At 36.4% G+C, this 15,418-nt stretch carries 13 protein-coding genes; all 13 read right to left on the bottom strand.

From position 1 onward, the window contains the following. Positions 1 to 178: 178 nt before the first annotated feature. The gene (gene spoVE / locus ACFSCX_RS04020; RefSeq protein ID WP_377926827.1) at positions 179 to 1,279 is read right to left on the bottom strand and encodes a stage V sporulation protein E; all 1,101 of its coding nucleotides are present in this window, start codon (positions 1,277 to 1,279) and stop codon (positions 179 to 181) included. Between the two features lie 182 nt (positions 1,280 to 1,461). Beyond that, on the bottom strand, positions 1,462 to 2,814 hold the full coding sequence (gene murD, locus ACFSCX_RS04015; RefSeq protein ID WP_377926825.1) for a UDP-N-acetylmuramoyl-L-alanine--D-glutamate ligase: 1,353 nt from the start codon (positions 2,812 to 2,814) through the stop codon (positions 1,462 to 1,464). A gap of 1 nt (position 2,815) precedes the next feature. Next, complete coding sequence (mraY, locus tag ACFSCX_RS04010) at positions 2,816 to 3,790, bottom strand: phospho-N-acetylmuramoyl-pentapeptide-transferase (RefSeq protein ID WP_377926824.1); 975 nt, start codon at positions 3,788 to 3,790, stop codon at positions 2,816 to 2,818. Then, positions 3,784 to 4,275, bottom strand: a complete 492-nt coding sequence (locus ACFSCX_RS04005; RefSeq protein WP_377926823.1) for a hypothetical protein — start codon at positions 4,273 to 4,275, stop codon at positions 3,784 to 3,786. The genes mraY and ACFSCX_RS04005 overlap by 7 nt, the downstream gene beginning before the upstream one ends. After that, complete coding sequence (locus tag ACFSCX_RS04000; RefSeq protein ID WP_377926822.1) at positions 4,269 to 5,741, bottom strand: UDP-N-acetylmuramoyl-L-alanyl-D-glutamate--2,6-diaminopimelate ligase; 1,473 nt, start codon at positions 5,739 to 5,741, stop codon at positions 4,269 to 4,271. The genes ACFSCX_RS04005 and ACFSCX_RS04000 overlap by 7 nt, the downstream gene beginning before the upstream one ends. Positions 5,742 to 5,838: 97 nt before the next feature. Continuing rightward, the gene (locus ACFSCX_RS03995; RefSeq protein ID WP_377926821.1) at positions 5,839 to 7,773 is read right to left on the bottom strand and encodes a stage V sporulation protein D; all 1,935 of its coding nucleotides are present in this window, start codon (positions 7,771 to 7,773) and stop codon (positions 5,839 to 5,841) included. Between the two features lie 139 nt (positions 7,774 to 7,912). After that, positions 7,913 to 10,174, bottom strand: a complete 2,262-nt coding sequence (locus ACFSCX_RS03990) for a penicillin-binding protein (RefSeq protein WP_377926820.1) — start codon at positions 10,172 to 10,174, stop codon at positions 7,913 to 7,915. A 23-nt stretch (positions 10,175 to 10,197) separates the two neighbouring features. Continuing rightward, positions 10,198 to 10,566, bottom strand: coding sequence for a cell division protein FtsL (gene ftsL, locus ACFSCX_RS03985; RefSeq protein WP_377926819.1), 369 nt, complete (start codon positions 10,564 to 10,566; stop codon positions 10,198 to 10,200). A gap of 24 nt (positions 10,567 to 10,590) precedes the next feature. Further along, on the bottom strand, positions 10,591 to 11,526 hold the full coding sequence (gene rsmH, locus ACFSCX_RS03980; RefSeq protein ID WP_377926818.1) for a 16S rRNA (cytosine(1402)-N(4))-methyltransferase RsmH: 936 nt from the start codon (positions 11,524 to 11,526) through the stop codon (positions 10,591 to 10,593). A gap of 34 nt (positions 11,527 to 11,560) precedes the next feature. Beyond that, positions 11,561 to 11,992, bottom strand: coding sequence for a division/cell wall cluster transcriptional repressor MraZ (gene mraZ / locus ACFSCX_RS03975; RefSeq protein WP_377927069.1), 432 nt, complete (start codon positions 11,990 to 11,992; stop codon positions 11,561 to 11,563). Between the two features lie 213 nt (positions 11,993 to 12,205). After that, positions 12,206 to 13,843 carry a bacillithiol biosynthesis cysteine-adding enzyme BshC gene (bshC, locus tag ACFSCX_RS03970; RefSeq protein WP_377926817.1) on the bottom strand — a complete coding sequence of 546 codons (1,638 nt, stop codon included), beginning with the start codon at positions 13,841 to 13,843 and terminating at the stop codon, positions 12,206 to 12,208. Positions 13,844 to 14,052: 209 nt separating this feature from the next. Beyond that, on the bottom strand, positions 14,053 to 14,436 hold the full coding sequence (locus ACFSCX_RS03965; RefSeq protein ID WP_377926816.1) for a DUF3397 domain-containing protein: 384 nt from the start codon (positions 14,434 to 14,436) through the stop codon (positions 14,053 to 14,055). A gap of 14 nt (positions 14,437 to 14,450) precedes the next feature. Continuing rightward, positions 14,451 to 15,338 carry a 2-dehydropantoate 2-reductase gene (locus tag ACFSCX_RS03960; RefSeq protein ID WP_377926815.1) on the bottom strand — a complete coding sequence of 296 codons (888 nt, stop codon included), beginning with the start codon at positions 15,336 to 15,338 and terminating at the stop codon, positions 14,451 to 14,453. Between the last annotated feature and the right edge of the window lie 80 nt (positions 15,339 to 15,418).

Here is a 15,418-nt window from a genome sequence, read left to right as displayed (position 1 = left end):
ATATAACAGGTTCTTTTACAACCTATGCGATTTAACAGCTTGGAATTATTGTAGTTTTACTTTACCACACTTAAACACTTACAGATAACCCAAAATGAAATACAAATCAATATCTCAAAATAGAGTAAACCCTGTGTTAACAGGGTTTACATCGTCCAATCATTTATGTAAGATTCCTTTAATATCGGGCATACCGGCTAATATTTAATAGTACTCCAACTGCCATTAGCATTAACGTTAACGATGAACCCCCATAGCTTAAGAATGGAAGTGTGATCCCTGTAACCGGCATTAAGCCTATTACTACACCAATGTTGATAATAACTTGAATAGCGATCATTGATATAATACCTATAGCTAAGAAACTACCAAACAAGTCCGGTGCTCCTAAAGCAATTCTAACACCCCTCCATAAAAGAAGTGCAAACAAAAGTATAATAAGGGAACCACCAATAAATCCTAATTCCTCGGCTAAAATAGCAAAAATGAAATCTGTCTGTGGTTCAGGCAGGTAAAAAAATTTCTGACGACTTTTTCCTAATCCAAGGCCTAGAAGTCCACCCGGCCCAATCGCATATAACGATTGAATAATTTGAAATCCGCTTCCTAAAGGGTCTTGCCAAGGATCAAGAAATGAAGTTATTCGCTTTATCCGATATGGAGCTGATAAGATTAGGCCAACGAATCCAGCTACACCAATAAGACCTAAACCGACAAAATGACTAATCCGTCCTCCAGCAACAAAAATCATAACCATACAAGTTCCGACCATTACAGTTCCTGTCCCTAAATCTGGTTGTAGCATGATCATACCAAATGCTAGAAATACGAGCGATAACGAAGGAACAAGTCCTTGACGCAGGCTTGTTATTTTCTTTTGATTTTCAGATAAGTATTTTGCTAAAAATGCTATCATTGCTAGCTTCATAAACTCTGATGGTTGAATTGAAAAGGCTCCAACTCCTATCCAACTTCGTGCTCCACCTCTTACAAGGCCTATACCTGGAATCAAAACTAAAATTAACATGATAAAGCAAGTGATTAGAATGATTTTAGCCCACGTTCTCCATGTCCAGTAGTCCACGTTCATAATAAAGAACATAGCAATGACACCTAATCCAGCAAACAGTAGTTGTCTTTTGGCAAAGAAAAAGGAATCTTCAAATTTATAGGTAGCCCATGCTGCACTAGCACTATAGACCATTATCATGCCAACTGCTAGTAATAATAAAGTAATAAGGACTAATAAAAAATCAGGTGTGGATTTCTTTGTCGGCAATGTTGAACACCTCAATTTCGTGAATTAAGAGCTCAAAGCAGAATTGACCCTATTTGCCTTAGGAATGTATCTCGAATTGAGAAAAGTTGTCCTTTTTCAACAAAAACGAACATTCGTCCTAAGGCTGGCTAGGTACATTTTCTGATACTGACAATCATTAATAAACGGCCAAGCCCAAGCTCTTACTTCAGTTTATGCACGGCATCCATAAAAATGTCTCCTCTAACCTCAAATGTTTTATATTGATCCCAACTTGCACATGCAGGAGATAGTAAAATCACATCACCCGGGTTTGAGAGACGATAAGCGACAGGTACCGCATGTTCAACATTATCGACATGTTCAATCGTTTTAATCCCTACTTCTTTCGCGGTAGCTATCAATTTTTCAGCAGTTTGACCAAATGTAACTAATGCCGTGACATTTGTTAAATATGGCTTTAACTCTTCGAATCCATTACCCCGATCTAGTCCTCCGGCTAATAAAACAATCGGACCTGAAAATGCATTTAAAGCCGCAGTTGTGGCGAGAATATTTGTCGCTTTCGAATCATTATAAAAAAGTCGGTCATTTATATTCCCTACATATTGAAGTCTATGTCTAACACCAGTAAAGGTTGTTAATACTGTTCGAATTGCTTCATTATCTGTATGAACAAGTTTGGCTGCACAAATAGCAGCCAAAATATTTTCAAGGTTGTGCTCACCTGGTAATACAATGTCCTTCGTATGAATGATCTTTTCACCAAAGTAACATAAGTAACCATCGATTATACTAGCTCCATTTACCAGCTTTTGTTTTGTAGAAAAATATACTTTTGTTGCTGAACTTTGTTTTGATAAATCAACAACGTCTTTATCCTCGGCATTAATAATGGCATATTCATTTTCTGTTTGTTGCATGAAAATGTTTGCTTTAGCTAATCCATACTCTTTTTTCGTTCCATGATAATCGAGATGAGCTTCAAACAAGTTTAAAAAAATTGAGATCTTTGGCCTAAAGCTTGAAACTCCCATTAACTGAAAGGAGGAGAGTTCGGTAACAATATAATTTTCCTCTTTTGCCATTTGAGCCACTTCACATGCAACCGTTCCGATATTCCCTGCAATCAAAGGTTTTTTATGCCCCATATCTAACATTTCATAAATTAAAGTGGTTGTCGTTGTTTTCCCATTTGACCCTGTTATACCTATAAATGGAGCATCTGATATTTGATAAGCTAATTCAATTTCTGTGATAATCGGAATCTTCATCTGCACTGCTTTTTGAAGGATCGGATTTGTGTACGGAATTCCTGGATTTTTTACAATCATAAATAAAGAGTCATGGACAAGGGTTAATGGATGCTCTCCACAAATGACTTCAATTCCAAGTTTTTGAAGGCTTTGAGCAGTTTCATTTTCTTCTAACGGTTTCATGTCATTGACAACGACATTTGCTCCTAAGCTGTAAAGAAGCTTAGCTGCGGCATATCCGCTTTTAGCTAAGCCTAAAACTAAAACCTGTTTATTTTCGTATAGTTTAACATTCTTCAATTTACATCCACACCTCAATATAGATTCCTATCACTGCAAATAAAAGCCCGACCGTCCAAAAGGTAACAACGACTCTCCATTCTGACCAACCTACTAATTCATAGTGATGGTGAAGCGGACTCATTTTAAATACTCTCTTGCCGGTTGTTTTATATGAAATAACTTGAATAATAACAGATAATGTTTCTAATACAAAAACTCCACCAATAACGACGAGTAAAATCTCTAATTTAGTTAGGATGGCAACTGTTGCAATCGCACCACCAAGGGCTAAAGAACCGGTATCTCCCATAAACACTTTCGCTGGATGTGCATTGAATACTAGAAAACCTAATACTGCTCCAACAATGGCAACCGAGAAAATCGCTACATCGTATTGAGATTGATTCCATGCAAGCACCGCAAAGCCACCAAAAGAAATTGCTGCTGTTCCCGCTAATAGACCATCTAGTCCATCTGTTATGTTTACTGCATTAGAACCTCCCACTAACATAAATAGGAGGAATATAAAGTAGAACCACCCTAAATCAAAAGAATATTCAGTGCCTGGAATGGACACGATTGTTGAAAATTCATATTGAATAAAGATAATGAAGAAGATGATAGCAATGATGATTTGACCTACTAATTTCTGTTTAGAGGTTAAACCTAAATTTCGTTTCATTACGACTTTTATGAAATCATCCAAAAAGCCTAGTAACCCGTAACCGATTGTGACAAAAAGGAGTAAAAATGTTTCGACTGTTGGATTCGAAAATTTTCCGGTCATTACAAGAGTCGTAAGAACAACAGAAATTAAAATGACAATCCCACCCATTGTTGGTGTACCGGATTTCTTTTGATGAGACTTAGGTCCTTCTGCTCTTATACTTTGACCAAACTTTAAACGACGAAGAAAGGGGATAAATATAGGGGATAATAAGACTGTCACAAGAAACCCCATCATTATCGTAAATAATATCACTTGTTCTAGCATTCATATTCCCCTCCTTCCTTTATTATAAGTGTCATAGAACATGATTTATGAACAAAATCACGTAGTTTTTCTAATTCTTCTTTTACAGCATTAGCATATGAATCTTTTTTTTGAATATGTTTATTTGATATTGAAAAGATAAGATTCGTATCCAATCCCCCATTTCCCTTCAAATCTTTCGTATCAAAGTACTCTTTTACGACCATTTCCAGGGAATCTAAAGGATGTTCCACTAAAAATAATGGAAAATCATTTGGTAAGAACTTTGGGATTGAAACATCCTTCCACCATAAAGCAGTAATAGCACCGTTATTTATTGCCTCTTTCAAATCCTCATGGACTTCTTCACCATTAAATAACGGAACAAACAATCCTTTATTAACCTTGGATTCTTCATTTGTAAAAACAGTATGGATTTCAATATCACCAAATTGGATTCCTCTTTGGTCTGTGCAAACCTTTTGCAGATTAGCCAAGGTTAACATTCACTCAATCTCTCCTTTATTACCTTTTTTGCAACTTCACGATCGTCAAAATCAAAAACTTGCGCGCCTATGATTTGATAAGTTTCATGTCCTTTACCTGCTATCAGAACAGCATCATCTTTCTTCGCATGCCCCACTGCATATCGAATGGCTGATTCACGATCAACGATTGTTTTGTAGGTATGACGAGAGACCCCTTCTTCCATATCCTTTAAAATGGTTAGAGGATCTTCTGACCTTGGATTATCTGATGTGAAAATAGAATAATCTGCTAAATCAGTTGCAATTTTTGCCATTAGCGGTCGTTTCGTTCTATCTCGATCCCCTCCACAGCCGACGACGACAAATACTTTACCTTTCACAAATTCTTTTATTGTTCTAATTGCATTTTCTAAGCTATCAGGTGTATGTGCATAATCAACGACAACTGCAAAATCTTGTCCACCTTGCACCAATTCAAATCTACCTTGTACCCCTGTTATTTCTTTGATTGCATCAAGAATTTTTTGGACAGGAATATGAGCTGCCAAAGCTGCGCCCATTGCTGCCAAAACATTATATACACTAAACAACCCGACTAAATTCATTCGAACTCGATAGCTTTTACCAAAAATGCTTACATCAAAACTCGTTCCTTGGTTTTTCATTTGTATATTTGATGCATAAATGTCACTTGGACTTTTGATTCCATACGTAATAACGTGTGCCGCTGTACTTTTTATATAATCTGCTGCCGCTAAGTCATCTGCGTTTATAATTGCAAATTTGGGTCTCGTATGGTCAAATTTATTACCTAGCTGAGCAAATAGAAGGCCTTTTGCTCGTTTGTATTCTTCCATACTTCCATGGTAATCTAGATGGTCTTGTGTTAAATTTGTAAACACCGCGATATCATAATCACAGCCATGTACCCTTCCTAAATCTAGAGCATGTGATGATACCTCCATGATGGCTGTATCCACCTTTTCCTTAACCATCTTTGCAAATGTTTTTTGAAGAGTGAGAGATTCTGGGGTTGTATTCTTCACCTCAAACTTCTCATTTCCTATTTTTATATGTAAAGTTCCAATCAATCCTGTTTTTTTACCATGTGCTGCTATCATTTTCTCTAAAATATGGGTTGTAGAGGTTTTTCCATTCGTCCCCGTAACTCCGATCAATTGCAATTTCTGAGTAGGTTGCCCAAAGAAAGCGTCAGATAAAATTGCCATCACACGTTTCGTATCTTTAACAACAATAACTGGAACTGACAATTTTAAAGGCTTTTCAGAAATAACTGCAACAGCACCTTTTTCTAGTGCCTGATTCGCAAAATCATGTCCATCTACCGTATACCCTTTTATACAAATAAATAGACTACCATTCTTTACTTCTCTCGAATCCATTTCGATAGTAGTAATAAGAGGATTTTCTGTTGGTAACGTAATAGGTGTTTGTATATATGAAAGCAAAGTATGTAATAGCATTAAAATCCTCCTAAAAAAACATTTATTCTTTATTTTACATGAATGAACTTGAAACTTCCAAGTAAGCTAAAAGAAAGCCAAGGAATAGATCCAAGGCTTAGTCTTTCTTTGTTTTTTCTGAGTTCCCGAGGTAAACTCGAATGGTGGAGCCTTCTTCTACTTTTACTCCAGGAGCAGGAGCTTGTTGAATGACAGAATCTCCTTCTCCACTAATATCTAGTTGTAGGGTATAGAGCTGATTTCGTAATTCTTGTTTTGTCAGTCCAAGGACATTTGGAACCTCTACTAAAATTGGATCTGGCCATTTATATTCCTTTTCGATTTGTTCTTTTCGTGGTTTAACCCCAAGTGCTCGTAAGCTATCTTCCATGATATTCCCTACAATTGGCGCAACAACGACGCCACCAAACTGAACGGTCCCTTTAGGATTATCAACAGCAACATAAATCACAATTTCTGGATCATCAGCAGGTGCAAAGCCTATAAAAGATACAATGTGGTTGTTTTCCATATACCTGCCATCTTTAACTTTTTGAGCTGTACCTGTCTTTCCTCCAACACGATATCCTTCCACAAAAGCATTTTTACCAGTTCCTTGTGCAACTACACTTTCTAGCGCATAACGAACTTGCTTTGATGTTTCTTCTGATATGACCCTTCTTTTTAACTGTGGAGTATTTCGACTAACTACCTTACCTGTTACTGGATCAATGAATTCTTTTGCTACATATGGTGTATATAAATAACCACCATTAACGGCTGCCGATACAGCTGCAACTTGCTGAATCGGTGTCACTGAAACACCTTGACCAAAGGCTGTCGTTGCTTGTTCAACTGGACCAACTCGATCCATATTAAATAAAATCCCTTTTCCTTCACCTTGTAAATCGATACCTGTTTTTTGTCCAAAGCCAAAGTCCTTAATATATTTAAATAATCTCTCTTTCCCTAATCTCTCACCTAGCTCCACAAATCCTGGGTTACATGAGTTTTGCACGACCTCTAAAAATGATTGATGGCCATGCCCACCTCGTTTCCAGCAGTGTAAGGTCGCTCCCGCCACTTTTACCGCTCCACTATCGTTAAAGCTTTCCTTTTGTAAATCTACCTCTTTTTCTTCTAAAGCTGCTGCAAGCGTGATAATCTTAAACGTTGATCCAGGTTCGTATGTACTCCATACGGGTAGATTACGATTATAAACTTCTTGTGGTACATCCCTAAAGTTTGCTGGGTCAAAGTTCGGTCGACTATCCATCCCAAGAATTTCACCAGTATTAGGATCCATCGCAATCGCAATGATGCCATCTGGATTATACTTTGCTTCAGCAATATCAAGTTCACGGTCAATAATGGTTTGTACTTTTGAATCAATCGTTAGCTTTAGATTTAAGCCATCTACTGGAGGCGCATAATCAGCCGATAAATTAGGCATAGGTTGACTTTTTGCCGTTAAGTAAGGCTTGATACTCCCTTTATCTCCACTTAATTGGTCATCATAATACAATTCAAGACCCATTAATCCTTGGTTGTCTATTCCAGCAAATCCTAATACATGTGATAAATAGCTACCATAAGGGTAGTGTCTTTTTGAATCCTCTGCTATATATACCCCATCTAAACGCAGGTTTTGGATTTCTCTAGCCTTTTCATGAGATATTTTTCGCCCTTCATTTATACGAACAAGGAAACTTTTCTGGGAAACATAACCATAAGCTTTTTCCTTCGATATATTTAAAGCAGCCGCCAGTTTTTCAGCTGCTTCGGCGGGATTCTTAATCTGCCTAGGCATGACAAAAACGGTTGGGGCACTTATATTAGTAGCTAATGGTATTCCATTTCGATCTAGAATTTCACCTCGTTCTGGTTCAAACGGAATATTTCTGCTCCAAGAATCCTTCGCCCGTTCCGTTAGCATATCTCCTAGTACAAACTGAACTATCCCAAGTCTTATATCAATAATGGCAAAGAGAAGTACCCCAACAGTTAAGACAATAATCAATCTTCTCCGAACGGTAACATTTGATACACGCATATGATATCCTCCCTTTTGTAGAGAAGTACAAAATGATATTGTACAATCCTTCTAGGCTCGTTTCATCATATGCTTGTACCGGTATGAATAGAACAATTGGAATGCTACGTCCCTTACTACCGCAGAAAAAGAAAGCCCCCTAATCTAGAGGCTTTTCAACTTCGGTAGCACTTTCAACTTCCATTCCTTCATCGTCCTTCGTATCTTCTAAGTCTGATTCTCCTTCTTTATATCTATTGATAGTTGGATTGGGTTCTATAAATTCTATAACAAGGTAATCTCCCTGTTTAATTGGAGATTCAGGACTAATATTTTGTTTATGCACAAAGCCATTACCCATAAAATTAGGCTTTAAATCTAAAATCTCTGTAAGTTTAAGTACATCTCTTAAAGACCAGCCAGACAGATTTGGTGCCAAATACGGACCTTCTGTTCTAAGTAGAACCTTTTCTCCCGGCATCATAACACTTGATGGAAATGGAATTTGTTCGAAAATTTCTTCTCCAGAGCCAAGAACGAATACATCTATTCCTTTCGATTTTAGTTCTTCAGCTACGCGGTCAGCTTGTTTACCTACTACAGAATCCAGTTCAATACCTCTAGACTTCTCCACCTTAGCCTCTTTCTCATCACTAATAGTCGTTGGTTTAATATTTAAATAGTGCAAACTATTTTTAACGACGCTGTTAAAGATAGCTGAAACCGGCTGTGAACCAGATTGATGGATTGTAAGCTTTGGTTTTTTTACTGCTATATACACAAGTAGCTTTGGGTCATCCTTTGGTGCAAACCCTAAAAATGAAAAGATATTGTTTCCATGCCCACGCATATACCCATCAACTGGGTCCGGGATTTGCGCAGTACCTGTTTTCCCTGCTACCTGGTATCCTTCTATTCGATATGGTTTTCCAGTACCATTTTCAGAGGAAACCGCACTTTCCAATATATCCATTACTTGCTTTGCAGTTTGCTCAGAAATGGGCGTTCCGACTATTTCCGGTTTTTGTTCTTTAATTATTTCATTCGTTACAGGATCGACAATTTTATTGACAATATAAGGTCTTAACATTTTTCCACCATTTACAATAGCGGTGGCTGCTTGTATTTGTTGAATTGGTGTAACAGAGGTTCCCTGTCCAAATGCTGTCGTTACCTTCTCGATTGGATAACGGTAAAGTAATTTACCATTGACCTCTCCTGGTAAATCAATTCCGGTTGGTTGATTAAATCCAAATGCTTGTAGATAGTTTAATAGCCGATCATCTGCATTCATTTTCTCATTGACAAGCTTTGCCATCGCGACGTTTGATGAGCGCTGAAACCCTTCTAAGTATGTTATCTTACCCCATCCTTGACCATTATTATGGTCTCTCACTCTATTTGGACCAACTGTGTAAGAACCAGACTGATATTCCTCGTTTGGATCAAACACTCCTTCTTCGATTGCTGCAGCAAGAGTAAATATCTTCATCGTTGAACCTGGTTCGAAACGTAAAGAGATGGCATCATTTAGCATATAGGAATCAGGAGGAATGTTATTAGGATCATAACTAGGCCTCGAACTCATCGCCAAGATTGCACCAGTTTTGGGATCAGCCACAATCCCAATAATGTTCTCAGGAGAGTAATCCGTTTCAACACGGTTCATTGCATCTTCTAAAAACGCTTGTATTTTATGATCTATCGTTAAAAACACATTTTGGCCATTTTGCGGAGGGATTATCTCTTCATTTTGAAATGGAAGCTTAATCCCATACCCATCTGATTTGTAATTCATTACGCCATCTTCTTCTTGAAGTAATTCATCTAACGTACTTTCAAGTCCTTGTCTTCCAATCACTTTACCTGATTCATCTTTTTGGGCAAAGCCAATAACATGTGTGGCAAATTTTCCGTTAGGATAATACCTCTTAGTATCTCTAATAAACGTAATCCCTGGTAGTTCCATGTCCTGGATTTCTTTCATTTGTTTATAACTAATTCCTCGACCACCTGGACCTAACTCAACTTGATCTTTGTCTCTAGTTAGCAATTCTTGAAGACGTTCGACACTCATGTTTATGATGGGAGACAGTTTACTTGCTGTTTGAGCCGGGTCTACAACATGATTCGGTTCACTTATGTTTTTGGTTTTACTCTCATCTAGTATAGCAATCACTGTATATGCTGGGGTGTCTTGTGCAATGGGAATCCCATTTCGATCTAAAATACTACCTCTACTTGCCTCAATAATTTTAGATTTAGAATATTTCTGTTCTGCTAACACAGGAAGCTCTTGTCCATCAACCACACCTGTAACCTGAATAAATAAAAAGCGAGCGAATAAAAGAAAAAAGAGCAAGCCAAAAACAATTGAGAAAAATGCTGCTCCTTTATTAATATTCTTATTTTTTACATGCATTTTAGACCACACTCACTACTTAATTAATCTTGGACGACTTTTACATTATTTTCATTCAATAGTAGACCTAGCTCATGAGCTTTAGCCCAAATCCGTTCATATGTACTTAATTCCATAACCTGCTGTTCAAGATCTGAGTTCACTTTTGATTGTGAGTCGATCGATACCTGTAGTGCACTTATTTCTCGATTCACAACGTATATTTTAGCACTATTTGTTACAACAACGATACTTCCAATTAGTACCATCCCAATAAAAAGAAGGAATAATAGCTTTTCCCCAAAAGTAACTTGTGCTTTTTTCTTTATATTAGGCTTGTTTTTTCGAGTTTGATGCTCTTCATGTTGTTGCTGATGCTGCCTTTGTTGTATTTGATAGGCTAAGTTACTCAATGCTCTCTCTCCCTTTTAGTACAGTTATTTTATTTTTTCTGCAATTCTTAATTTTGCTGATCTCGCACGGTTATTTTCTGTAAGTTCTTCATTTGAAGGAAGAATGGGTTTTCTTGTAATTAATTTTAAGATTGGTTGATATTCTTCTGGTATCATCGGTATACCTGGTGGTAAGTTTGGAGTACTAGAATGTTCTTTGAAAATCGTTTTACAAATTCTATCTTCTAAAGAATGGAAGGTTATTACACTAATTCTCCCACCTTGCCGAGTAATTGCAATTGCATCCTCTAATGTATCCTCAAATACTTGAAGTTCATCATTTACAGCAATTCTTATTGCCTGGAATACCCTTTTTGCAGGATGCCCACCCGTTCTCCTTGCCGGAGCAGGAATCCCTTCCTTTATTATTTCTACTAATTCCGATGTTGTTTCAATCGGCTTCTTCTCACGATGCATTTCAATTTTTCTTGCGATTTGTTTAGAAAACTTTTCTTCACCATAATGGAAGAAAATTCTAACTAATTTTTCATACGGCCAGTTATTAACAACATCATACGCTGAAACGTCTGACTCTTGATCCATTCTCATATCCAATGGAGCATCATGATGGTAACTAAATCCTCTTTCGGGTATATCAAGTTGTGGGGATGATACACCTAAATCAAAAACGATTCCGTCCACCTGTGTAACACCATGTTCCGCAAGTTTTTCTTTCAAGTATCTAAAATTACTTTTAATTAGTATAACTTGATTTTCATAACCCTTTAACTTTTCTTTAGCATGTTCAATTGCCAAGCTATCTTGATCAAATGCATAAAGCTTTCCACCTTTTGTGAGCTTCTTGACTATCTCAAGGCTATGACCAGCTCCACCAAGTGTACAATCCACATAAATACCATCCGGTTTAATACTTAACCCGTCTACTGCTTCATCTAATAGCACTGTTATATGATCAAACATTGAAGCACCTCTTTGTCTTTAGATTCCTAAGAGACTAAATATCGAATCCAATTAAATTTTCAGCTATTTCTCCAAATGAATCTTCAGATTCAGAAAAGAAACCATCCCAATTATCCTTGCTCCATATTTCTACTCTGTTCGATACGCCAATTACGACACACTCTTTTTCAAGTCCAGCATATTGCAATAGCGGAGCGGATATATTTATTCTTCCCTGCTTGTCCACTTCACATTCGATTGCACCAGCAAAGAAAAATCTTGTAAATGCACGAGCATCTTTTTTTGTTAGTGGGAGTGCCTTAAGCTTTTCCTCTAAAGTTTTCCACTCTGAAAGTGGATAACCAAATAAACACTTGTCTAAACCTCTCGTAAGGATAAAAGTAGAGCCAAGGCCATCTCTAAATTTTGAAGGTACGATGATTCGACCTTTCGTATCTATGTTGTGATGGTACTCACCCATAAACATGTTCACTTGCCCCACTTTCTACCCCTAATGCACCACTTTTCCCCACTAATCACCACTTATATGTACTATTTTCGCTTATATTTGATTATCCTGCAATAGGTTATTTCGTTTTTCAGAAAATTTTCATCGTGAATATTCTCGCTAAATGTAAATATTTCACCAAAATCCCCAATAAAAAAACAGCCTTTTTTTTATTTAGGCTGTTTTGTCTATTTAAATATAAATAATTTTGTGTGTAAAAGGTTGATTAGACCCAGTTGACAGCAAAAGCCGTGCTACAAAATCTGGACCATATTTGTTCATAAAATAAAAAATGTTCCAAAGTCTTTCCTGTGGCTGATTTTTAGGAAGTAATGCATTTTGGACACGGTCGTACTTTCTAATTGTATACTCTTCTCTTTGTTTAGATTGTTTCAAGAACTCATGCTCTAAGAAGTCTAATTGTTTATAATGGATTTGCTCATTCTTTATGACAATTTGATTCATACTTGCATGAATGTGTTCTGAAATAGATTTTAAGGATGCATAATGTTTTTCAAGAGTCTCCCTAATCAAAGATACTTCTCTTTTAATTTCAACATTCTCCAAACTGCTAATATACTGATTTCTCTCTTGCGTAACTCCTTGTTTCATCACTTGTTCAATGGATATCCCGATATCATGCAGATCGCCCACGATTGATCTTTCTACGAGAGTTGCCATTAATCGCGGAAAAACAGGTGGCATTTTTCTTGAGAATACCTCAAACACCTCTTTCACTTCAGCCCAATAAGCAACTTCTCCTGGTCCAGCGATGAAAGAGATAGTCGGGAATAAAAAATCTTGCATTACTGGTCTTGTGACAACGTTATTACTAAATCGTTCTGGTTCGTGTTCAAGCTTATGAAGTAACTCATCTTTTGAAAAGATACATTCATTATTTTTCCCTCGAAAATAAATATTATCACCAGTTTGGGATCTTTCAAGTAAAACTCGCTTACCATCTAAATGATAGAACAAATGAGCTGAGTCATGATCAGTCTGAATGATTGTTTTGTATCCCATTTTTTCAATGAATTGCTGTTGATTTTTTAACGACCGATCAATTTGCTCATTCTTGAGCACCATCTCCTGTAGAAAGTTATGCTCTACCTTTCTCAATGAAGGATTTCCAGAGTCAATTAAGACAATTCCAGAGTTGTTAAACAGAAGATGAATCAGATGTCCAAAGAAGTCTACATATGTCAAAGACTTATGTAAGCAATCCTTTACACTCTTAATTAATTCCTTCGTGAAAATAGTCTCACCAAATGTTGTAAATACTTCATCTAACCAAGATTCACAAACCCGTTTGTCTACTTCAATATGACTTAACGAATTCTTAACTAAATGCTTATGAGAAATTGTGATTTTGGATAACTGCTCTTGTGATGATGAATAAATATGATTGACTTCGTCAAAGTCATGATCCTCACCAGCAATCCAAAAAACAGGAACGATGGGTATATTAAGCTTTCCTTCTAACTCTTGCGCTTGCTGTAATATCGTAATGATTTTATATATTGTATAAAGGGGACCCGTTAATAAGCCAGCTTGCTGACCACCGATCACAACCGCACTTTTTGGATGAAGTAACTTGTTTATATTAGTCAATGTATTAGAATCCGGGTTAAATTTTTGATTATATGAAATAAGGTGCCGAACCAGTTCTTCTCTTGGAAATTGTAAATCTGACAATTCCTTCATTCTATTTTCATAATCCCCTATTTCAAAAGGAGAGTAATGAAAAAAATCGTGAAGGTTAAGTTCGTTATATATGTAGTCGGAGGTTAGTTTATTAGAAAGCACTAATGATTGATCTTGAATCTCCATGAAAGCCCTTCCTCTCTGGATATGGAAAATGATTCTCCCATTGAGTATAGCACTGGTTAAAAAAAAAGAAAAAAATACTGCCTAAACAAAAGTAACCTTTGATAAATTTGAAATGGAAAATTAATGTTCAGTTATTACTCGTTTTTTAAGTCTGTCCTCACAGTTTCCCCTTCTACGCTCCTTAACATAAATGGTTCCATCTATATATCTTAGATCTCCCAAATCCGAACTGAAAGACCATAAATTAGTAAGCATATATGAATGAGAAAAAAAAGTAAGAAAGTACTTCTCCAGACTCCTTTTAAGACCTTAGAAAAATGAATTTCTTCATTTATTTTACGTTGAAGAAATAGAAAGATAATGGCGATGAGTAAGACGATTATCATGATAGAGGAGAGAAGAGATATATTAAAAATAACAAAACCTAAATAGTACACAGAGATCATTAATAGTAGTGTAGTGATATCAATTGAATACTGAAAGGCCTTTTTTTTATTGGATAATAGCGTTCGTAGCACAATAAAAAATAATATGAAACCAATAAGCGGCACAGTTATAAGAATGGCAATAATACTTGAGAAAAAGGATATCATAAGAGTCCTCTCCTTTATTGTTCTAATCCTTTTATTGCAGTATATAAAAAATGAATCAATGGCGAATCCACATTTTTTAACTTGGATTGATGTAATAGATATCCTAATATTCCCTCAACCTCAGTTTGCCTTTTATTCTCGATATCTCTTAACATAGAAGATCGATTTGATGATGTTTTTTGGCATATATCGATAACTGATTTCCACCAAACTAATGGCTGTTTTGGGGATAAAATCCTAATAATTTCTTGATATAGTAACTCAAGAGTTTTATAAAAATGGGGATTTTCAATAAGTTGTCCATTTTCAACCCTGAAAATGGCACTTAGGGGGTTGATCATCGCATTGACCACTAATTTTGATTGGAGCATTTCATGCCAGTCTCTCTGGATAACAATTGGAAAATTTGATGAAGAGAACTGATTCGTTATTCTTTCTAAATTTTTTTCATCTCCTTTATAGTGGCTTATTTTTATGAGACCCTTACCAGTATGCATGACCGAATGAAGATCAATCCTTTGAGATCCATGTTCAACAATTCCTAAATAAATATGGTCATGGGGCAGTCTATTTAACAACGGAAGGTGAGACATCCCATTTTGTAAAAACATGAGTGGTGTTTGTATCGGAATGGAATGAATGATGTCCTCGATTTGATCAAGGTGATATTGTTTCACAGCAATAATAACTAAGTTGTGTTGTTTTACCCCTTCCTTAATACTACAAGATTGAATGGGATAATGATTACTCAGATTGCCACGTTTCATGATAAGTCCATTTTGCATGATCATATCTGCCTGCTCTATTGTCCTTGTATATAACGTAAGATTATCACATTTCTCATAAAGATAAGCACAAAAAAGCAGTCCTATTGACCCACCACCGACTATTCCAACGTTCATTTGTATCTCTCCAATACGTTTATTACTAGTATTCTATCAGAAAAAGGAATATTTTTGTATGTAACAGTCATGTAAAAATG

The sequence above is a fragment of the Bacillus salitolerans genome (assembly GCF_042680805.1).
GTDB classification, from domain to species: Bacteria; Bacillota; Bacilli; order Bacillales; family SA4; genus Bacillus_CJ; species Bacillus_CJ salitolerans.
This window is presented reverse-complemented; position numbering and strand designations above follow the sequence as displayed.